The organism is Marinifaba aquimaris (assembly GCF_013328345.1).
In the GTDB taxonomy this organism is placed as follows: domain Bacteria; phylum Pseudomonadota; class Gammaproteobacteria; order Enterobacterales; family Alteromonadaceae; genus Marinifaba; species Marinifaba aquimaris.
On record NZ_JABULX010000025.1, the window covers coordinates 1 to 21,517 of the forward strand.

Below are 21,517 nucleotides of genomic sequence, written 5' to 3' on the forward strand. Positions count from 1 at the left end.
ACAAGCTCTACTGACAGATAGCTTGGTTATGTTTTTTTCTTCAATAACGCGTTGCGTTGCTTTTTTGTGATACGTACTCCGAAATCTTTATCAAGTACATCGACTATCGTTTCAAAGAATTGTGCTTTTATCTTGGTATCTTCTAGCTCTTTTTCGAGGGCTTTGATTTTTTGCTCGGGTGTTAAATCATTGGGTTTAGACATAAGGGGAAGCTCATTCATATGATTGGGAGTACCTTTACTCCAATCTAGTTGACCATATCGGCGAAGCCAAGTTAAAACGGTTGAAGCACCTTGAATACCGTAGTGGTCTTGCGCTTGTTTGTAAGTACATTCGCCTTTTTCTACTTTATCAACGACGGATAATTTAAAGGCAAGTGAATAATCTTTTTGTGTACGCTTAGTTATTGGTTTCATTATCTTCTCCAAATTGAAGTTGGAAAAGTGTCAACCTTATTCAGGACGGGTCAATACAATCAAAAAAGGCTGCTCATCGCAGCCTTTTTTAATTGTATTACTGTACAGGCTCTAAACCTTTTTCCCTATTCATCACTGCATCGGCTAAAGCAAAACCACTGTCAATCCATTGCTTTGCTTCCTCTGCGGTAAACTTTTTGCTTGCCCAAGCTGATGCTTGTTCCAAACTAAAGCCTAAATCTACCCATGACTTTGCCAGTTCAGGCGTAAAACCTACCTTACTCCAATTGAGTATTTGTTGTTGCGCTATAAAACCGTATTCTTGCCAGGATTTAACATCAGGCTGAGACAAATCCGCATTCGTATATGCGCTCACATCTTCAACATTAACCCCGATGTCTTTCCAACTTTTAGCTGATTGTGGAGTGAATTTGAGTTTATGCCAGTCTAATACTTCCAGTTGGTCTTTTATTCCCGCTTCATGCCAAGCTTTAACTAAAGTTTGAGTTAAACCTGATTTATTATAGCGATCGACTTCTTCAACTGAAGCACCTAGCGATTTCCATTGTGCAATTTCGCTTTGTGACATACCTTCCCAAGAGGGCGTACTACCACAAGCCGTGATCAAAAAAACACTCAATACAATAGCGATAACTTTCATTTGTGCGTCCTTATTTTTGTTAGATTTTACAAACTACTTTTAAATACTAGCCAAAAAAGCGGCTTTCGCTAGCTCACTTTTAAGCCTAGCACTATGAATTGCTTTAGCTTTTTTGCAGATATAAAAAAACCAGCCAAAGGCTGGTTTTCAATACGTTGACTGAAATGAAAAGTTTACTCTTCAACTAACTCTTCTTCGTCATCTTCAGTGATAACAGGTTTGGTAAGCAGTTGTTGACGAATTTGCATTTCAATTTCATCAGCAATGTGAGTATTTTCGACTAAGAACTTACTGCAGTTTGCTTTACCTTGACCAATACGCTCGCCGTTATAGCTATACCAAGCACCTGACTTTTCTACAAGTCCTTGCTTCACACCTAAGTCAAGTAACTCACCCGCTTTCGAGATACCCGTACCATACATGATTTGGAACTCAGCTTGCTTAAACGGTGGTGCAACTTTGTTTTTCACTACTTTGACACGCGTTTCACTACCAACAACTTCATCGCCTTCTTTAACTGCACCGATACGGCGAATATCTAAACGAACAGAAGAATAGAATTTAAGTGCATTACCACCCGTTGTTGTTTCAGGGTTACCAAACATCACACCAATCTTCATACGAATTTGGTTAATGAATATACACAAGGTGTTCGACTTCTTGATGTTAGCCGTTAACTTACGCAATGCTTGTGACATTAATCGCGCTTGAAGACCAACGTGAGAATCCCCCATGTCACCTTCAATTTCAGCTTTTGGTGTTAAAGCGGCAACTGAGTCAACAATGATTACATCAACTGCGGCAGAGCGTACTAACATGTCGGCAATTTCTAATGCTTGCTCACCTGTATCAGGCTGAGAAACAAGTAAATCATTAACGTTAACACCTAATCTTTCTGCATAAATAGGGTCAAGCGCGTGCTCAGCATCAACGAACGCACATGTTTTACCCATTTTCTGCGCTTGCGCTATTGTTTGAAGGGTTAAAGTTGTTTTACCTGATGATTCTGGGCCGTAAATTTCTACGATACGACCACATGGTAAACCGCCAATGCCTAAGGCGATATCCAAACCTAGCGAGCCTGTAGAGATGCTTTCAATATCAAGTGATGTATTATCACCTAATTTCATAATTGAACCTTTACCAAATTGACGTTCAATCTGACCTAGTGCAGCATCAAGTGCTTTTTGTTTGTTATCGCTCATTGTGAACTCCGTGTGGATGTGAAACCTGAAAAATTCTCTGTTAGTAACAGTGCAAACATCAAAAACACTGTATTAATTAACAGTTAGTATACTGTAAGGTTTTACAGTATCAAGGAAAAACTTAAATTAATTTATCTTTAGATAAGCTCAATAATACTTTTTAAAGCAAATTCAATAGCTTGATTACGAACCGATGCTCTATCGCCTTTAAAAACACGCTCAGCAAAATGCAGTTCTTCTCCAACTTTAAAAGCAAAATGGACTAAACCAACTGGTTTAGTCGCAGTTGCACCGCCAGGGCCAGCAATACCACTTGTGGCAATACCGACTTGAGCACCTGCACTTAAACAGGCACCAGTTACCATTTCAGCTACAGTCGCTTGGCTTACTGCACCATTTTGTTCAAGTGTTTGAGCTTTTACCTGTGCGAGCTTTTGCTTGGTATCATTGGCATAAGTTACTAAACCTTGATTGAAATAAGCAGAGCTCCCCGCAATTTCAGTAATGGCATAAGCAATCCCACCACCAGTACAGGATTCAACAGTTGTGATAGTTTGGTTATTTTCGATGAGTTTTTTCCCAAGACGGGTGGATAAACTTTGAATAGAAGACCAAGGTATTTGCATTGTCTGATTATCTGAACAATTGAATAACCATAAGATGAGGCTGAGTTGAGCTTTTTCAAGTAAAAAGCCTGAGAGTTTTTACTTCTCAGGCTGTTAATCTCAACACCAAATTAATTGGCTTTAAACCATTTTTGTTGGTATCCCCTTTGATGATATTTATCAGTCTTAGGTAATGACCAAATACTGTTGTTTTGTCCTAACAAAGCTCTTTTTAGTGCCTTTTGTCTCAGCCAATAGAAAAAACTCGCGAATAACAAAGCAATCAGATCAAAACTTATATGGGCGATATCTAATTGGTGATCTAATCCTGCAATCAACAGCGAAGCTAAAGACGTAAAGGGGATGGCCAAACAAGCTAAAAATAACAATTTCAGCAGACCAATGGCGCTTCGCGCTGCACCTTTATAAAAGCTGTATAAAATACACAGCGCAAAACAGCTGTAGTAAATAGTCAGGTAATGACTATTGATTTGTTGGCTAAACAGATACAACCATTTAGTACTGATGAGACAAAGCATAACCGCTAATATCGAGCCCAAGCATACGCTAACCGTTAAGTTTGCCATCACCTTAGTGGACGTTTTTAGCGTACCTGATTTTGCTTGCTTTTTTTGTCGCTTATCCAGCCAAAGTAAATTGCCTGAATAAAACAAATAAGCCCCCAGTAAACCAAATACAAAGTACATCCAGCGACCAAAATCACCCGCATAATTACCAAAGTGTAAAGCAAAGAAGCTATTTACTATTGGGCCATATTCGGAGTTTGGCTCAGTAAAGACACTGGTGTAACCGACTTCGAAAGTAAAGGGGTGCATATAAATGTAATCTGAGTACCCTCCCCTTTGCATTTGTCCCGCTTTTGTGGCCTCTATTGCCAGTGAAGGCGTAGCCGAATTTAAATCGGAAAAGGCTAATGACTGAATTTGATAGCCGGGCGCAATTTTAGCGACGTGTGCGATATAATCTTCAACTTTAGGTAACGATTCGAGTCGATAAACCGCCTCAGTTTGTTCTGTTCGTTCAAATAAAGGTTTATCGCCATATACCTGAGCTAGGCCACCGTAAAGTACGTCGTGAAAAGCAAAAACGACAGCGGTCCAAGCAATAATGACGTGAAAAGGAAAGCTCATCACCCCAACTAAATTATGACTGTCTAACCAAAAACGGCTTGCGCCTTTATCTGCTCGGACAGAAAAAAGTGATTTAGTTAAAGTGGGCAATAAAAAAATTAACCCCGACACGAGTGCCAGAAAATACAAAAATGCGGCTACACCCAAGATCAGTACGCCGAGATCTTCATGCCCTACACTGCCAGGAATACCCGCTGTTCGATGGAGCTGGTCAATTAATGTTCCCAATTCATTAGTACTAGTCGAATGTACAATCAGTTCACCATCCGTATCTAAGCTAGCATGCATTAACTGATCATCTAATCGAATACCTCGGCCGCCGCCTTTTTCAAACCAAGTTAACGGAGATTTATCCGGATCAAACTGCAAAGTAAAACCAATTCGAGCTTTTTCATATTGCTCAGTGGTTCGCTCAATCAATGACTGCCACTGGCTCTGTTCAATTTGTGCTAAATGCTGATAACTTGGTGTTGCCCAATGTTCAATAACGGGTTTAAACATCGTCAGTGCACCAGCGTAAAAGCCGATGAACAGCACTAAGCCAGCAACAATACCTGTCCATGTATGAAGACTTTGATAAGTGCGTAATACATCACTTCTTACTTTCATGACACGCCCCCTAATACAAAGAACAAACCGTAAGCCAATGCATTTGCCAAAAGCATGTATTTAAAAGCAGCCTGAGCCGTTTTAAATAAATAGATAAAAGGTAAAATCAACATCCAAAGCGCAGCGACCATCCACATATTAAATTGCACTTTGACATCGGCATCGATACCACCAGGGCCAAACCAGGCAAAACTGGCAATCAAGCCATAAGCCAATGTCAATCCGAGGAATAAACCGATAAGCGTTTTTCGCCACCAATGAGGCTGAATTTTGTCAGCTTGCTGTAACCTTGCCATCACACTCTCCTATTTTGAAAAATGAAATTAGCAGTGGGTAGCACAATCAAGCTTAAGCTGGTCAGTAACAACCAAGCAAAAAAAGCAGGGGCAGTTGAATAAACGCCAAAATACATCACTAGCGAGACACAAGAAAACACCACACCGACTATGGTCCATTTTGTTGAAAGTGAGCTTTTGAGAATTTGCTGATTTTTATGAGAAAGGTAAATGAGAAGTGCGCCGAAAAAACCAAGAACGGACGCCAAAAATACTGCTGACAACGGTTTAACCCCCTAACTAACTATTAATTGTAGTTCACCGCAAAAACAGTAAATAACAATGATTATCAATTGCAATATCATTTATATTAAGTAGAATGCGCCGCGCTTTCTACCCTTTTACGTCAAATAACCAAAATATAAGGTCCAATCATGAAAACAATGCAGTTAAGCAAACCCCGCTTACTGACCTCTCTTATCGCTTGTGCCATCTCATCTCCTGCACTTGCCGATGATAATCAAATCAAATCGATTGAAGTAATCACTGTTATGGGTGAAAAAATCGAAAAAAGTTTAAAAGACACGACTTCTTCGGTATCTGTTATCAGCGAAGAATTATTATCAAACGGTCAATACCAATCACTTTCAGCAGCCGTTTCAGAAATTCCTAATGTCGTTGTGACATCAGGTGCAGTTGCCAATATTCGTGGTGTATCAGGTAATGGCTCTGCAACGGGCTTTGGCTCATTTACAGGCGGTGCTAAAGCACGAGTTTCAACTATCGTTGATGGTGTAGCTGAACCTTTTGTTGCCGATTTAACTGGTGACACCGGTCTTTGGGATATCGAACAAGTTGAGGTTTTCAGAGGTCCACAATCGACCATTAATGGCCGCAACAGCATGGGTGGTATCATCTTTGTTAAAACAAAAGATCCAACATTCGATTGGACAGGTGCTGCACGCTTAGGTTATCGCGATGAAAGTCGTTATATCGACTCTGCATTTGCTTTATCTGGCCCTGTTTTAGATGATGAGTTGGCATTTCGTGTCAGCGGTGAAGTCATAGATGGCGAAACCTTTAGTGAAGGTTTAGAGTTTGACTCTAACCCAACTAGCTTAGATTTGAATGAAATTAAAACAGAGCGCTTTCGCTCTAAATTATTATGGGAAAGCTCAGCAATTGAAGGCTTGTCTGTTTTAGCTAGCTTCTCTCATAATAACCAAAAAGGTGACACAGGTCGCCAATACTTCTTGGGCCAATCAACAGATAAATTTGTCCCAACGTTCCAACGTTATATCACGACTATTTCCAATACCTCATCAATTAAATTCGACTACGTTATTAATGATGCTTATTCAGTCGATGTATTAGTTGCTCACATGAATTACAGCTGGGGCTTTGACTCATACGAAGCGAATGCCGAAGAGCTACAAGTGGTCGATATGCAAGATGACAGTGATACCTTTGATGCTAAATTTAACTTTGGTTTAAATTCTGAAGTATTAAAAGGTTTTGTTGGCATTGCATACTACGAGCGCGAGCAAGACTTTTTGAGTATTGGTTCTTATCCATACGGTGGTGATGATACCAGTAAATCTACCGCCATTTATGGTGAGGCTTCGTACGCCTTAGATGAGCAATGGAAAATCATTGCTGGTGGTCGTATTCAAAAAGAAGAGCAGAAACGTAATTTTGAAGCTCAATTTGGCCCTATGTACATCAACGAAGATTTAGATAACGACAATACCGTTAATCTACCTAAGTTAGTCGTCCAGTATGCCATAACACCAGATACGACCTTAGCATTAAGTGCACGTCGTGGCTACAACGCAGGTGGTGGTGACTTAACATGGCCAGAAAACATCTATTACTACTATGACGAAGAAACAGTCAATACATACGAGCTCAGTGCTCGAAGTAGCTTTGATGACATCAACTTAAGTGCTAATGCGTTTTACAATAACTTTGCCGGTTATCAAGCATCTGATAAAAACAGAGCAATTAAAAACATTGATAAAGCCGTCACTTATGGTTTAGAGCTTGAAGCAAACACCATGTTAGGCAACAACTGGCAGGCTCGTACCGCACTGGGTTTATTAGAAAGTGAAATCAAAGAAGTCGATGAGAACTTTGGTGACATTAAAGGTAATGAGTTGAATGCGGCCCCGAATTTAACGGCAAGTATTGGTGTAACTTACTGGTTTAACGGTGATTTACAGTTTGCGGTTGATACTACCTATGTTGGTGAGTTTTACGCAGATATCCAAAACTTAGAAAGCCAGCAAGCGGGTGATTACTCTACCACACGCTTTAGCGCAGATTATGTCTTCAACAATTGGCGTATCGCTGCGTTTGTAAATAACGTTTTTGATGATGACACAATGACAGTTAAACAAGAACCTTCACAAAGAAACCCTGAAGGCTATTTTGCTATTTTAGACCCTCGTAACATGGGTGTTTCAGTGACATATAATTTCTAATTTTTTGGGTGTTTGAATTTAAACACATGTAAAAATTTGCAACCGAAAAAGCGACTTAGCACAAAGCTAAGTCGCTTTTTTATTACTTATCCAACAAACAGACTTATATAAGTAAGATTAAGACTTAACAGCAGCGGGGATCATTGCGATAATTCTGTTTTGCTTTTACCCGATAGTTTTTACGGAACGTCTTTTTTATTTTTATGAGCCCAGATATTTACTCAGAACAAAGTCTTAGCCAGCATACTCCTATGATGCAGCAATACCTTCGCATCAAATCTGAATTTCGCGATACCCTTGTCCTTTATCGCATGGGGGATTTTTATGAGTTATTTTTTGATGATGCAAAACGCGCCTCTGAGCTCATTGAAATATCGCTGACACACAGAGGGAAAACAGCTGGTCAGCCTATTCCTATGGCTGGCGTTCCATACCATGCCATTGAAAACTATCTCGCCAAACTGGTACAACTAGGTGAATCCGTCGCTATTTGTGAGCAAGTTGGAGACCCAGCTACCAGTAAAGGGCCTGTCGAGCGAAAAGTAACACGAGTTATCACGCCTGGTACTGTCAGTGATGAAGCCTTATTACAAGAGCGAAAAGACAACTTGCTCGTGGCGGTATCACATGCCAATAACCAATTTGGTGTAGCATGTGTTGAGATCAGTACAGGCCGATTTGAACTTGCTCAAGTCAACTCTGATGAAGCGTTTTCAACGTTGTTAGAGCAGCTATCACCGAGTGAACTACTGTACCCTGAAAGCTTTGAAAAGCTCGATTTATTACAAGCATACTCTACCAATAAACGCCGTCCAGATTGGGATTTTGAATTAACATCTGCTCAGCAACAGTTGTGCCGTCAGTTTAATGTCAAAGATTTAGTTGGCTTTGGTTTAGATAGCAAAAAACAAAGCTTAGCCATCACCGCAGCAGGCTGTGTTTTACAATATTTAAAAGAAACACAAAAAGCAGCCTTACCTCACCTACAGAACCTAAGATTACTAAGACTCGATCGCAATTTAGCGTTAGATGCCATTACGATAAAAAACCTAGAATTAACTCAAACCTTATCTGGTCAAAAAGATACCGCGTTAATTTCAGTTATCGATAAAACGGCAACGGCTATGGGTAGCCGTTTATTACAAAGGTATATCGTACAGCCAAGTCGACAGCTCAGCGAATTGAATTTGCGGTTAGACTTGATTGAATCGTTAATAGAGTCAGGCCTTTATAACGAACTTTATGACGAGTTAAGACAGCTTGGTGATATTGAGCGTATCATTTCACGTATCGCGATGCGAAGTGCAAGGCCAAGGGACTTTTCTAGATTGAGAAATGCGCTCAACGTTATCCCTAACATCAAAGTAACCTTAGCCGATAGTGATTTTGCGTGCCTAAAAAATTATAGCCAAGCGATCGAATATTTTGAGCAACTTCACCTGTTACTGAAAAAAGCAGTGGTTGAAAACCCACCTGTTGTCGTTAGAGACGGCGGTGTCATTGCACCTGGGTACAATGAAGAGCTTGATGAATTAAGAAAACTCAGCCAAGGCGCTCGTGATGTCTTAGATCAAATCGAGCAAAGAGAAAAAGAGCGCACTGGTTTAAATACTCTAAAAGTGGGCTATAACAAAGTGCACGGTTTTTACATTGAAATAAGCCGAGCACAATCAATTGATGCCCCTACAGAATATGTCAGAAGGCAGACACTGAAAAATGCAGAGCGCTTTATCACACCCGAGTTAAAAGAACTAGAAGATAAAGTACTCAGTAGTCAAAGCATGTCATTAGCACTTGAAAAGCGTTTATATGATGAATTATTTGACCTTTTCTCACCTCAAATTGGTGCTCTGCAAATTTGCTCACAACGCTTAGCCAAACTCGATGTAGTTAACAACCTAGCTGAACGAGCAGATACACTCAATTACGTACGGCCAGAGTTTTCTGACCAAGCAGGTCTTTCAATAGAAGCAGGTCGCCACCCTGTTGTAGAAGCACTTTCGAGTGAACCTTTTATAGCCAACCCAGTTCATTTTGACAGTAATCGTCGTATGCTCGTGATTACGGGGCCTAATATGGGTGGTAAATCAACATATATGAGGCAAATTGCGTTAATTACATTAATGGCGCATATGGGCAGTTTTGTTCCAGCACAAAGCGCTAAAATAGGTCCAATCGATCGCATTTTTACCCGTATCGGCGCATCGGATGATCTAGCCTCGGGCCGCTCTACTTTTATGGTCGAAATGACAGAAACAGCCAATATTCTCAATAATGCCACTCAGAACAGTTTAGTATTAATGGATGAGATAGGTCGTGGTACAAGTACTTATGATGGCCTTTCACTCGCTTGGGCATGCGCAGAGAATTTAGCTAATAAAATCAAAGCACTTACTTTATTTGCCACTCACTATTTTGAATTAACTAAGCTTGCAGATGAATTGAAAACAGTCGCTAATGTGCACTTAGATGCAATTGAACACGGCGATACAATCTCTTTTATGCACGCAGTTCAGGAAGGTTCAGCTAACCGATCTTATGGTATTCAAGTTGCTGCTTTAGCGGGTGTACCTAAAAATATTATTGCACAAGCTAAATACAAACTTGATCACCTAGAGTCTCAAAGCTTTGCTGAAAAATCAGAAAATGAGCCAGTGCAAGGTACGTTATCTTTAAGCAGACCTAAACCGCACCCAGTCGTTGATAAGCTAGCAATAATCGACCCAGATGCTTTAACTCCCAGACAAGCTTTGGATATTTTGTACCACTTAAAATCAGAAATGGATTAACCGTTACGATCAAAAAAGCCCAATTCACATTGGGCTTTTTTATTGAAGTTAAGTTGTGTTTTAACGTACTTCTAGTTGGAAAAGAGACTCAATTGATAAACCTTCATGAGTCAGCACTTCGCGTAAACGCTTGAGTGCTTCAACTTGAATTTGACGAACACGCTCGCGTGTTAGGCCAATTTCTTTTCCTACATCTTCAAGTGTTGAAGCTTCATAACCTAATAAGCCAAAGCGTCTTGCTAACACTTCACGCTGTTTAGGGTTTAACTCTTCTAACCAATGAACAATGCTGTGTTTAATATCATCATCTTGCAGGTTTTCTTCCGGGCCTGAGCCTTTCTCATCTGCAATGATATCAAGTAAAGCTTTTTCTGAATCACCACCAATCGGTGTATCAACAGATGTGATCTTCTCGTTGAGGCGCAGCATTTTGCTGACTTCTGCAACAGGCTTATCAAGCTTTTCTGCAATTTCTTCGGCTGTTGGTTCATGGTCGAGCTTTTGAGCAAGCTCTCGTGAAGTACGTAAATAAACGTTTAACTCTTTTACTACGTGAATTGGTAAACGAATTGTACGTGTTTGGTTCATGATGGCACGTTCAATGGTTTGACGTATCCACCAAGTTGCATAGGTTGAGAAGCGGAATCCGCGTTCGGGGTCAAATTTTTCAACCGCACGAATTAAGCCTAAATTACCTTCTTCGATTAAATCAAGTAAGGCTAAGCCACGATTGTTATAGCGTCGAGCAATCTTAACGACTAAGCGTAAGTTACTCTCAATCATTCGTTTGCGGCTAGCTTCACATCCTTTTAAAGCTTTGCGAGCAAAATAAACTTCCTCTTCAGCAGTTAACAATGGTGAAAAACCAATTTCACCGAGATATAGCTGAGTTGCATCGAGGTTTTTATTGAACTCTTCTTGCGTTAAGTTCTCGTCTTTTGCTTCTTCTTCAGCAACTGCTTCAAGCGCTGCATCAGTAGCAACTTCAGCAACTGCAACATCGTTGTCAGCGTTAAGATCTTGAACTACATCATTTTTTTCAGTGCTTTTTTTACGACCCATAATGTTCTCCCCTGCGAATCGTATAAAAGAGCGTACATCACAACTTTGCCACTTACATGCTTATAATTGTAAAATATTGTAAGTCGACAAAATACGATAACGCCTTTCTACCAATGCCGACCTCAGACCATTTAGCATGTACCTAAGGCCAGAAATTGACTAGCGCTTAGGCAAGAACTTCAATGGATCTAAGGTATTTCCCCTGTACCTAACTTCAAAATGTAGCTTGACACCATTGGTGTCAGTGCTACCCATATCAGCGATATGTTGTCCTGCTTTTATCCATTGTTGCTCTCTCACTCGAATCTTATCGTTGTGCGCGTAAGCACTTAAATAATCATCAGAGTGTTTGATAATAATCAGTTTGCCGTAACCTCTAAGCGCATCACCCGCATAAACGACTTTACCTTCAGCAGCTGCTGTGACTTTATCACCGCGATTACCACCGAAATCGAGCCCTTTATTTCCTAACTCTTTGTTAGAAAAGCGAGCAATGATTTTGCCCTTAGAAGGCCATTGCCAAACAATCCGTCCTGAGTTTCCAGACTGTTTCTGACTACTATTTGCACGATACTCTTGTATTTTCGGCTTCTCAAGCGGTTTCTTGATAGGTTTATTAGATGGATTCGATTTAACTGTTTTTCTCTTATTACTTCTGCTCTTAACTGTTTGATTTTTAGTGGTTTTCAAGCTTAGCTTTTGGCCAATACTTAAAATGTAAGGAGGTGTGATTTTATTGACTTTAGCCAGTTTTTGGTAATCAACTCCAGCCTGAAATGCGATTGAAAAAAGAGTATCTCCTTTTTTAACCGTATATTGAGACTGTTTCAGAGAGCCTTTTTCAAAGTCGTGAATTGATTTACCGCGATAGACTTTTTCAACAGGTGCGGGGGTATGAGGAGTATCTGCACAAGCGCTCAATCCAGCAGCAAGCAGACAAAGCAAAACAGCTCGCCAGATACTCATAATATTAGCTGACCTAAACGCTTTGCTCGTTTTCTGCCATACGCTTAGAAACCCACTCTAAACCCAGTACAAGTACTAAGCCTAAAACAGCGCAAGCAATGACAGCCGACAGTTGGTTCGCTTGTCCGGTAATTTCAGTAAAGCGAGCGGGCAAGACGTTAGCTTGCTCCAAAGGTACGGTTTCACCATGGCGATTAACGACACTGGTTAAAACCTCTTTCCAAGGCCAAGTCACATTTAATGAGCCAACGAGAAAGCCAACTAATAATGCGATAGTTACTTGGTGATATTTTTCTAAAAGCCAAGACAGGAATCTAGAAAAAACTAGTAATCCACTGATACAACCTGCACCGAAACTTGCTAATGCAATAAAGTTAAGATCATTTATAGCCGCTAAAAAGACTGGGTATAGACCAACAAGCAGTAAAATAAAGCTACCGGATATACCAGGGAGGATCATGGCACAGATAGCCACAAAACCGCCTAAAAATAACATCCACCAGTCACCAGGCAACTGTGTGGGTTTAGCGACAGAAATAAAGACCACAAAAGCAGTACCGACAATAAAAGCCAAGTAATCGGTTATTCGCCAGCGTTCTTGCTGTTTAACGAGCAGAACAACAGACGCAGCAATTAAGCCTGAAAAGAAGCCCCATATTAGTAACGGCTCATTGGTCAATGCAATGGTGATCAGGGCCGCAAAAGTTTTTAAACTGAGTAGAATGCCGCCAAATACAGCAAGTAAGAAAAAACCATTGATATGTGCCCAAGCAGCAGAAAAACCTTGTTTGAACAAAATTTGTAGCGCTTCAGGGCCAATCTTTTTCAATGAGCCAAGTAGCTCATCGTATATACCGGTAATGAAGGCAATCGTTCCACCAGAAACACCAGGAACAACATCAGCTGCTCCCATCGCCATTCCCTTTGCCGTCAGTAAGGCATATTCTTTTTTTGTTCTTTTAGTTGTCATGATTATTATTCTTTTGCGCTGTTAGTCCAAATCACCAGGGACGAGGGGTACAAACTTCACATTTGCAATATCAGTACTGCTGAAGCTGTCGCCTTGTTTTTTAATTAGTTTGAGCATTTGTTGATCCTCCCCGACTGGAATGACCAAGATGCCACCATCAGATAGCTGGTTGAGTAATTCTTCTGGTACAGATGCTGCAGCTGCCGTGACTATAATGGCGGAATAAGGTGCTTTACTCTTCCAACCTTTCCAACCATCTCCATGTTTCATTGAAACATTGTGCAAATCAATCTGCTGCAAACGACGACGCGCCTGAAACTGTAAAGATTTAATGCGCTCAACGGTATATACGTGATCGTAAAGCTGAGCCAAAATGGCTGTTTGGTAGCCTGATCCAGTCCCTATTTCCAATACGGACTGGGCCTGACCTTGCTCTAGCAGTAGCTCAGTCATATGGGCCACTACCACAGGTTGCGATATTGTTTGACCTTTACCAATGGGTAAAGCTGTATTTTCAAAAGCTTTATGCGCTAAAGCGGGTTCGACAAAACTTTGTCTTGGCGTATTGGCGATGGCTTGTAATACCTTTGTATTACTGATGCCTTGTTGCTGAATTAAGCTCGCTAACTGCTGACCACTTCGCGAAGCAGAGTTGGACATATTCATCTTATAACACTACGTCTTCTATCCATTGGCCTAATACTGACATACTTTTATAAGCAGTCATATCTACCGTTAATGGTGTAATTGAAACATACCCTTGTTCAATAGCATCGAAATCCGTGCCTTCGCCACTATCAGCAATATCACCTATTGCACCATACCAGTAAATGGTTTTACCAAAAGGATCTTGCTGTGCAGTCATGGTTTCAGCACGGTGTCGTGCGCCACACCGGGTTATTCTTATTCCTTTTAATGCCTGATAAGGAAGATCGGGCACATTGATATTAATTATTTGATCATTGCCAAGCGGCAACGACTTTATATTGGCTAGTAATTTACTCAACACTTTAGCAGCCGTTGAAAAATGCGTTTTACCCACCAGTGATATCGCTATGGCTGGCAGGCCCATAAAGCGCCCTTCAATGGCTGCAGCAACGGTCCCAGAATAGACGACATCGTCACCTAAATTACCACCGTGATTAATGCCAGCAATCACAATATCAGGTTCAGATACCAAAAACTGGTTTATGCCAATATGTACACAATCTGTGGGTGTACCATTGACTGAGTGTATATGAGGTTCAATTTCATTCGCCCGCAAAGGGTTAACCAAAGTTAAACTACTACTGGCCCCACTACAATTTCTGTCAGGCGCAATTAAATCAACATGATGGTCTTGTTTAAGTTCAGCAAATAAGGTGCGAATGCCTGTTGCATTAACACCATCATCGTTACTTAACAAAATTCTCATCTGTGTTTCTCTTATTATGTTGAGGTTTTAGCCAAACCTGAAACGTCTTGGTAATCAGCAATTTCACGTAAAATCGACGTGGCAAAACAACCCGTCGGCAAGGCAAACTTAATGATGGTTTGCTCATTTTCGATACGCCATTTGAAAGGCTCTGGCTTTAATATAAGGTTACGCCTCTCTTGCCTTAATCTTAAATCAATTAAGCCTTTAGCTAAATCCTGATGTTTATCCACTACGTTATGTTCTAACTGAGCAACTTGACCAGAAGATTTCAGTTCTCCTTCACCCCACATAGGCGCACTCAGTTGAATATCACCAAAAGCATATCTGGCTAAAATATCTTCATTAATCTCATCTTGAGCAAAGTGAGAGTTGCTTCCCGCGAGAATGAACACATCACCGTCTAATGGTTTAATTAAATCCTGATTAATACGTTCATTAATGACTTCGTTAAATATTAAAGAACGAGCTGCAGAGATATACATACCGCGTTTTTTCTTATCTCGAACCTTAAACTTACCGGCAAAAAGTTCTCGCGCTTTGTCGATATTTTTGCCTTGATGACCAAAGCGTTGTTCACCGAAATAATTGGGAACCCCCAATGCTTGAACTTTAAGTAACCTTTGCTCAAGCGCGTCTTTTTGAGCATCATCTAGCGATGGATGAAGCAGTTTGATTTCAAATAAGTTGGCTTTGTGAGTGCCCGTTTTTAACTTTCTGCCATGGCGAGCCATTTTTAATACCTTGGCGCCAGGGATATCGATATGCTTAGGTAATGGTTTTTTAATTGGATAAGGAACAGCAAACCACTGCTGAGTAATGGCATGGCGATCTTTTTGACCAGAAGTAGCAACAACTTTAGCTTCAATTCCCAATGCCTTGGCTATTTGTTGTGATACAAAGCCTGTGTTTTGGCCGTCTTTTTCTACCCATAACCAAAGGTGTTCACCCTCACCTGAAGGCTCAAACCCCATTACTTCAACTACTTTAAAATCAGCATTTTGGCTGCGAATTTTAGCTGTTAATTCTGGTTTACCGTGTAAGTAAGCAAGATTTTCATTGACCGACATTTAGCTAGTTACCTTTTCCAATAACACAACAGCTTCAACTGCGATGCCTTCTTTTCTTCCCGTAAAGCCCAATTTTTCAGTGGTGGTCGCTTTTACATTGATTTGTTCAATATCTGCACCCAAGTCACTGGATAGCAACTCTCTCATCGGCAATAGATGGGGTGCCATTTTGGGTGCCTGAGCAATAATGGTGACATCAGCGTTACCAAGTTTGAAGCCTCTTTCTGTCGCCAATGACCATACATGTCTAAGTAAAATGCGTGAATCAATATTTTCGTATTCATCATCAGTATCTGGAAAGTGGTTACCTATGTCACCCAGTGCTAATGCACCTAAAATTGCATCACATAACGCATGAATAGCAACGTCTCCATCTGAATGCGCTAAAAAGCCTTGTTCATAGTCAATTTTAATACCAGCCATCACAATCGGGCCTTGACCACCAAACTTGTGAACATCAAAGCCATGTCCAATTCTTATATTCATGCTATTGCCTGCTTAGTTAAAAAGAATTCAGCCAGTGCTAAATCTTCAGGTTGAGTGACTTTTAAATTACAAGGGTCTGCAGAAACAAGCTGTACTAAATGACCTGCTGCTTCTATCGCTGATGCTTCATCTGTGATTACTACTCCAGATTGCAAACCACTTTGAATGGCATGAATAAGCGCAGTTAATTCAAACATTTGTGGCGTTAATGCATGCCAAAGGTGAGCTCTATCGACAGTCGTCAACACTTGAGTTTGTTGTTGACTGTCTGCGCGCTTCATCGTGTCACGAACCGGGACGGCAAGTAATCCACCTGCTTGCTCAGCATTTACTTGCTCTATCAGTTTTTTGATGTCTTGCTTGGGAACACAAGGACGAGCTGCATCGTGTACAAGCGCCCAACAAGCTTGGTTATCGACATGGGATTCTGCAAATTTTAAACCCGCCAATACAGAATCAACACGTTCTGCACCACCGTGACAAACAGACACTCGCTCTTGATGTTTATTGAGAAACTCACCGAGTAAATCATCTAAGTAAGCATCACCTTTTGATACGACTAACACTAAGTGCTCAATTTCATCAACAGATAACAAACGTTCAAGTGTATGCTCTAAAATAGTTTTACCATTGAGCATTAAATATTGTTTTGGCTGGTTAGCCGCCATTCGTTTACCTACTCCTGCGGCAGGCACGATGGCATAGATAGGATCAGACATTTACTTTGTAGGAATAATTCGGTAGAAAATTTCGCCTTCGCGGATCAAGCCGAGTTCGTTACGAGCTCTTTCTTCAATTGATTCAGAGCCAAGTCTTAAATCATCAATATCCGCTTTCATTAATTTATTGCGCTGTAATAAAGCTGCATTCTCTGCTTTTACTTGGCTTAGCTTTTCATTTAATAACACATAGTCGCTTAAAGAGTTTTCGCCAAACCACAAACGGTACTGCAATAAACAAAAAATAATAATAAGGGCAAGCCTAAGTATAGCCACAATGAAATTAAGAACGAGTGAACAATGGCTCTACTATAGCCTAATTTGTTAACCAGTTGTACCAATGCGCACCGAACTCATACGTCATTTATTTTATTAGATTACTTTACAAACCCCATTAAATTAATGATAATCATTCTCATTAGCAATTAATGATTTTAAATTTATGCAAACATGGCAAGACCTAATGTTAAAAGGCAATGACTGTTTTAACGAAAGTAATTGGCAAGATGCCGAGCTTTATTATCAATCTGTTATTAATATGCTGGATGACCAATTGCGTATCGAACCTAAATGTGTAGAGGCAATACAAGGTTGGATTTGCGGTTATCAAAATTTATCAACGTTATTTGCTCAACAAGGACGACTTGAGTTAGCACAAAAGTGTTTACTCATTCCGCATCATTCAATGCTTTATATGGCAAAAGACGCATCGGGCGACCCTGATAGGCAAGTCATAGCCATGCAAGCGCTTAAAATTACATTGATGCCACTTATCGAGTTTGCGCAAAAATATCCTACTTGTAATAGCTGTTACGACGACTTAATTGAACAGTACCAGCTGTTATATGTACCCTCGCAACACTTGCATTAAACCCATGTCTTTTTTCATTTTTGGGAATTAAATATGAATGCCATTTTAGAGAAGTTACTTTTTGTTATTGTCACGATGACTTGGGCTGTTTCAAGCTGGGCCCACCCTGGTCACGATCATCATTCATTTTGGTCAGACTTCATTCATTTTGCTTGGTTAGCGCCCGCTTTAATCGTTGTTATCTGTTTAATTTCATTGTTCAGAAGAACAAGCAGCTCTAAAGGTTAGCAAATAATATGCACACATTAATCAAAAAATTAGACACGCTATTTAAATTCTCTACCGTAAAAGCACATTGTGATATTCCATGCAAAATTTATGACCCAAGTGAAGCGCAAATAGCAGTGTTAACTATGATTCGATTAGTAGATTTGCTCAATGAGTTAAGCGAAAAAGAATCACTTAGTATTAATCAAAAAGCTCAATTTACTCGCTTAATTATGCAAAAAGAAGAGCATGGTTTAAAAGTAAAAGAGGCTATTCGTGTCATTTGGGGTGATTACTTTAAACAACCGCAGTTTGATCAATTTCCAGAGATTCATGAGCTTTCCCATAGCATCATGTTAGCGGCATCATCGGCAAAACAGCACGTCGATAAAGCAGCATGTTTAAATTTACTCAACAAAGTGAACCATTTCGCTGAGATCTTCTGGGCGACAAAAGGGATTGAAACCTACACAGCTACGTGCCCTTACCCACCGAGTCAGCCTGTTATCTATCCTAAATTATCAGTGTAGAGGTAAATATGATGTTAGGTATTAGTATTAATCGTGTACAAGGACACAGTATGTCTCCTGCACTTCCTGATAATAGTTATGCTATCTTTCATCGTTTTTTTCGCGTGCAGAATTTAAAAGTAAAAGATGTGGTTAAAGTTGAGCACCCTAAATTTGGGTTACTGGTCAAACGAATTAAGTTTATTGACCGCAATGGATTTATTTGGCTAGAAGGGCTAGATCCACACAGTATTTCTAGTATGGAAATGGGACCGATTAAGTCACAGCACATTCTTGCAAAGCTCGCTAAAGTGTTTGCCCCAGTTATACAAATCAAAACACAGCTTCAATAACAAATACAAAAAGGCTTAACTGATATGCGTTAAGCCTTTTACCATTTAATATTAGTTATTTTCTCGATTCAGCTAGGCCATAACGATAAGCTAGCCCAGCAATTTCATTACCGTATTCTTCCATTTTTTCATGACCTTGATAATCATCAGTCACGTTAATTTGGAGAATAATGCCAACTTCGGTATGTGGGTTGTAATCAAAATAAGTAAATACCCCCGGATCACCGCCACTGTGACCAATAAAGCTGCCTGTCGTTACCCAAAATAAGCCTTGAGTAGATACTTCTGTATACGCATCCGTTTTCGATGAGAACATAGACTCAACCGTTTCTTCTTCAAGAATCTGCACACCGTTATATTCTCCATCATTTACTAGCATTAGCATTAGTTTAGCTAAATCGGCCGTACTTGACATTAAAGCTCCGTCGTAAACGGTTGGATAGCTATAAGCTGGTAATTCATAGTTAATTAGCTCTTTGTCTTGATCATATCGCAGTGATAATACTCTGCCCTGTTGATTAAAATAATTAGGATCAAAACTCGAATTCATCATATCCAGTGGTAAAAATAAACTTTGTTCTATGTACGCAGCCATATCAATATTGAGCGCTTGCTCTACACTGTACGCAGCTAACCCCGCACCAACATTGGTATAAACTTGCCTTTGACCAAATTCAAAATCACTCGACTGATAAAAGTTTTCAGCTCGGTAGAGATCACTACCAGGAGTAAAGTAAGCAGTTAAAAAAGGTTCAAGTTCGGTATAAACAGCATTATCACACTGTCCTTCCCCCATTAATAACTCAAGTAACGACAAATGCCCTTCAAGTGTATAGTAATTACACAGATAGCTGTTTGAATCGATAATCCAACTCGTATGAGTGACTAAATGATTAAGGGTAAGTGTTTGCTCTGGATAACTTGGGTTAATAACATAGAAAGGTAAATTCATATCAGCTAATGGCATATCGAGTGACAACCTATCTTGCTCAATTAATTTTGCAATAGCGGTACCGACAACCCCTTTAGTTGTTGAGCCTAAGGTAAAGGCAGTATCTTTGGTGACTGGAATTTGATTTTCGATATCAGCATAACCAAAACCTTGTTGATAGATGACCTCTGTTGGAGTAACCACTGATATTGCCAAGCCAGGAATATTAGCCTGCTGCATGACTTGCTCAATTTCCTGTTCCATTTCATTTTTTGAAATTGTTAAATGAGTATTAGTGTCCGTATCATTTAACACATATTCAATGATGGTATCTTGGCTAAAGTGTAAATCCCTAAAAGAATATAAAGGTAAGTGAACATCAGGTATCACGCCTATTGCTTCTAGCTTTTCTCCTTGGGCGCCTAAATAAACCTCATTTGATAAGCCGATTTCCCAACCATTGGGCATGATAACATCTTGAATATCAGAGAAAATACCTTGAGTAGGCTCTCCTAAGTAGTTTACATGTTCTAATGCACTCATGGCCAAAGTAAAAACCTCACCTGCACTATAGGTTTCTTGACCAGCAACTAAATAAATAGGTTTACTGTATGCATTAGGCTGACTTTTAATTTCAATGACTTCAGGGGTTCCCTGCCCTTGAGAGTTATCATAGTACTTACTACCAACGACTTTGTCTTGATTGGTAAAGTATCCTGCGATAGCTAATGACAATGAATCGAAACCACCATCGTTGAACCTAACATCGACAATGATTGCTTTAGTATCTTCAAAATCACTTAACACCTGTGGCATAACCCGCTCAACAAGCGCTACATCGCTAGCATAATCTAAATTGCCTTTTTCTAGCTCAGTGCGGGATAGCCCCATCATTCTGTCGATCGCAAAATAACCTACTTCATTGTTGATCTTGCCCCAAATGATTTGATCAGAGTCAGGGTCTTGTTTTATCGATTCTGGAATTAAATAGCCTATTGCAGCACTTTGATGGGACTCTTTAAGTTGTTCTCTGTATTGTTCAAAATTCTCTGTACTTACACCCATTCGCATTAACTCGGCATTCATGCCAGACAACTTTTGACCGAAGACTTCAAACTCTAGTTCACCATTACCCGTTAAACTGACATGAGCATCTTCAAAATCGAGAATGATATCTGATAAAATTTCAGCTAATTGCTCCGAAGTGGTTTGCTCGGTCACCAAGGGCGAATAGGTATCGTAAACTGCTTGCCAATCGATACCTCTGCGTTCAAAAAAAGCATAGTAGTCGTTAAATGCATGCCAGAAAAATTCGAAATTTTCACGGCTAGTCGCAGCTTCTGTCAGTAAGTTGGTTTCACAACTCTCGGGTAAATCAGCCCGTTTATTCATAACCACACTGCCGCCATAAATTAACTGTTCTCCATCATCAGACAAAGACAGATCATCAGCAAAATCAGGTTCATCAATTAAGGAAATTTGTGCTGTTTTTAGGCAACCATATTGATTGAAGTAATAAGAAGACAGCGATTGCTCTGAGATTTTATGAATTTCACCATAGCCTTCACGATACCAATTACCGGTAAAAGGGCTCTGCTTTACAACGGGCTCAGGATCTTTGTTGACAATCTTTGGTTTTTTACTATCACTACCACAGGCCGCTAATTGGCTTGCGAAGATAGCCGCTAAAATGAGATTTTTCTTTTTACACCACATAAATACATCCTTTGTTTGTACTTGATTAGTGGTTAAAGAGTAATAAGAG

The 21,517-nt window shown here is 40.0% G+C and carries 21 protein-coding genes and 1 pseudogene; 6 read left to right on the forward strand and 16 right to left on the reverse strand.

The window, feature by feature from the left end; all coding sequences use genetic code 11:
* Positions 1-29: 29 nt before the first annotated feature.
* From HR060_RS14400 to HR060_RS14425, 6 genes and pseudogenes are all read right to left on the reverse strand, one after another.
* A pseudogene (locus tag HR060_RS14400) lies at positions 30-416 on the reverse strand (IS3 family transposase); the annotation flags it as partial.
* 97 nt (positions 417-513) lie between these two features.
* Complete coding sequence (locus HR060_RS14405) at positions 514-1,077, reverse strand: hypothetical protein (RefSeq protein WP_174201000.1); 564 nt, start codon at positions 1,075-1,077, stop codon at positions 514-516.
* A gap of 173 nt (positions 1,078-1,250) precedes the next feature.
* A complete protein-coding gene (recA, locus tag HR060_RS14410; RefSeq protein WP_174201001.1) occupies positions 1,251-2,282 on the reverse strand; it encodes a recombinase RecA in 1,032 nt (343 codons plus the stop codon).
* Between the two features lie 137 nt (positions 2,283-2,419).
* Positions 2,420-2,908, reverse strand: a complete 489-nt coding sequence (locus HR060_RS14415; protein WP_174201002.1) for a CinA family protein — start codon at positions 2,906-2,908, stop codon at positions 2,420-2,422.
* A 110-nt stretch (positions 2,909-3,018) separates the two neighbouring features.
* Positions 3,019-4,647 (reverse strand): PepSY-associated TM helix domain-containing protein, encoded by a 1,629-nt coding sequence (locus tag HR060_RS14420; RefSeq protein WP_174201003.1) that lies wholly within the window; start codon positions 4,645-4,647, stop codon positions 3,019-3,021.
* Positions 4,644-4,943, reverse strand: a complete 300-nt coding sequence (locus HR060_RS14425; RefSeq protein ID WP_174201004.1) for a hypothetical protein — start codon at positions 4,941-4,943, stop codon at positions 4,644-4,646. Before HR060_RS14425 ends, HR060_RS14420 begins: the two co-directional genes overlap by 4 nt.
* Before the next feature lie 413 nt (positions 4,944-5,356).
* Here HR060_RS14425 and HR060_RS14430 point away from each other — a divergent pair, with 413 nt between their 5' ends.
* Both HR060_RS14430 and mutS read left to right on the forward strand, forming a co-directional pair.
* Positions 5,357-7,405, forward strand: coding sequence for a TonB-dependent receptor (locus tag HR060_RS14430; RefSeq protein ID WP_174201005.1), 2,049 nt, complete (start codon positions 5,357-5,359; stop codon positions 7,403-7,405).
* A 203-nt stretch (positions 7,406-7,608) separates the two neighbouring features.
* Positions 7,609-10,194 carry a DNA mismatch repair protein MutS gene (gene mutS, locus HR060_RS14435; protein WP_174201006.1) on the forward strand — a complete coding sequence of 862 codons (2,586 nt, stop codon included), beginning with the start codon at positions 7,609-7,611 and terminating at the stop codon, positions 10,192-10,194.
* 60 nt (positions 10,195-10,254) lie between these two features.
* Here the strand turns inward: mutS and rpoS are convergent, their stop codons facing one another.
* The 9 genes from rpoS to ftsB all read right to left on the reverse strand — a co-directional run bounded on the left by rpoS (position 10,255) and on the right by ftsB (position 17,157).
* Positions 10,255-11,256, reverse strand: a complete 1,002-nt coding sequence (gene rpoS, locus HR060_RS14440; protein ID WP_174201007.1) for an RNA polymerase sigma factor RpoS — start codon at positions 11,254-11,256, stop codon at positions 10,255-10,257.
* A gap of 159 nt (positions 11,257-11,415) precedes the next feature.
* The gene (locus HR060_RS14445; RefSeq protein WP_174201008.1) at positions 11,416-12,222 is read right to left on the reverse strand and encodes a peptidoglycan DD-metalloendopeptidase family protein; all 807 of its coding nucleotides are present in this window, start codon (positions 12,220-12,222) and stop codon (positions 11,416-11,418) included.
* A gap of 13 nt (positions 12,223-12,235) precedes the next feature.
* Positions 12,236-13,192 carry a DUF368 domain-containing protein gene (locus HR060_RS14450; RefSeq protein WP_174201009.1) on the reverse strand — a complete coding sequence of 319 codons (957 nt, stop codon included), beginning with the start codon at positions 13,190-13,192 and terminating at the stop codon, positions 12,236-12,238.
* Between the two features lie 21 nt (positions 13,193-13,213).
* Complete coding sequence (locus tag HR060_RS14455; protein WP_174201010.1) at positions 13,214-13,852, reverse strand: protein-L-isoaspartate(D-aspartate) O-methyltransferase; 639 nt, start codon at positions 13,850-13,852, stop codon at positions 13,214-13,216.
* Positions 13,853-13,859: 7 nt separating this feature from the next.
* Positions 13,860-14,606 (reverse strand): 5'/3'-nucleotidase SurE, encoded by a 747-nt coding sequence (gene surE / locus HR060_RS14460; protein WP_174201011.1) that lies wholly within the window; start codon positions 14,604-14,606, stop codon positions 13,860-13,862.
* A gap of 14 nt (positions 14,607-14,620) precedes the next feature.
* Positions 14,621-15,676 (reverse strand): tRNA pseudouridine(13) synthase TruD, encoded by a 1,056-nt coding sequence (gene truD, locus HR060_RS14465; RefSeq protein ID WP_174201012.1) that lies wholly within the window; start codon positions 15,674-15,676, stop codon positions 14,621-14,623.
* The gene (gene ispF, locus HR060_RS14470; RefSeq protein WP_174201058.1) at positions 15,677-16,156 is read right to left on the reverse strand and encodes a 2-C-methyl-D-erythritol 2,4-cyclodiphosphate synthase; all 480 of its coding nucleotides are present in this window, start codon (positions 16,154-16,156) and stop codon (positions 15,677-15,679) included.
* A 2-nt stretch (positions 16,157-16,158) separates the two neighbouring features.
* Positions 16,159-16,881 carry a 2-C-methyl-D-erythritol 4-phosphate cytidylyltransferase gene (ispD, locus tag HR060_RS14475; protein ID WP_174201013.1) on the reverse strand — a complete coding sequence of 241 codons (723 nt, stop codon included), beginning with the start codon at positions 16,879-16,881 and terminating at the stop codon, positions 16,159-16,161.
* A complete protein-coding gene (gene ftsB, locus HR060_RS14480; RefSeq protein ID WP_174201014.1) occupies positions 16,882-17,157 on the reverse strand; it encodes a cell division protein FtsB in 276 nt (91 codons plus the stop codon).
* A 166-nt stretch (positions 17,158-17,323) separates the two neighbouring features.
* Between ftsB and HR060_RS14485 the strand changes: the two genes are divergently transcribed.
* Genes HR060_RS14485 through HR060_RS14500 form a run of 4 tightly spaced genes read left to right on the forward strand, consistent with a single transcriptional unit; the run spans position 17,324 to position 18,821 of the window.
* Complete coding sequence (locus tag HR060_RS14485) at positions 17,324-17,752, forward strand: hypothetical protein (protein ID WP_174201015.1); 429 nt, start codon at positions 17,324-17,326, stop codon at positions 17,750-17,752.
* Between the two features lie 33 nt (positions 17,753-17,785).
* The gene (locus HR060_RS14490) at positions 17,786-17,980 is read left to right on the forward strand and encodes a hypothetical protein (protein WP_174200999.1); all 195 of its coding nucleotides are present in this window, start codon (positions 17,786-17,788) and stop codon (positions 17,978-17,980) included.
* 8 nt (positions 17,981-17,988) lie between these two features.
* The gene (sodN, locus tag HR060_RS14495; protein WP_174201016.1) at positions 17,989-18,489 is read left to right on the forward strand and encodes a superoxide dismutase, Ni; all 501 of its coding nucleotides are present in this window, start codon (positions 17,989-17,991) and stop codon (positions 18,487-18,489) included.
* A gap of 8 nt (positions 18,490-18,497) precedes the next feature.
* Positions 18,498-18,821, forward strand: a complete 324-nt coding sequence (locus HR060_RS14500; RefSeq protein WP_174201017.1) for a S24 family peptidase — start codon at positions 18,498-18,500, stop codon at positions 18,819-18,821.
* A 55-nt stretch (positions 18,822-18,876) separates the two neighbouring features.
* Here the strand turns inward: HR060_RS14500 and HR060_RS14505 are convergent, their stop codons facing one another.
* Positions 18,877-21,468 carry a serine hydrolase gene (locus HR060_RS14505; RefSeq protein WP_174201018.1) on the reverse strand — a complete coding sequence of 864 codons (2,592 nt, stop codon included), beginning with the start codon at positions 21,466-21,468 and terminating at the stop codon, positions 18,877-18,879.
* Positions 21,469-21,517: the final 49 nt, after the last annotated feature.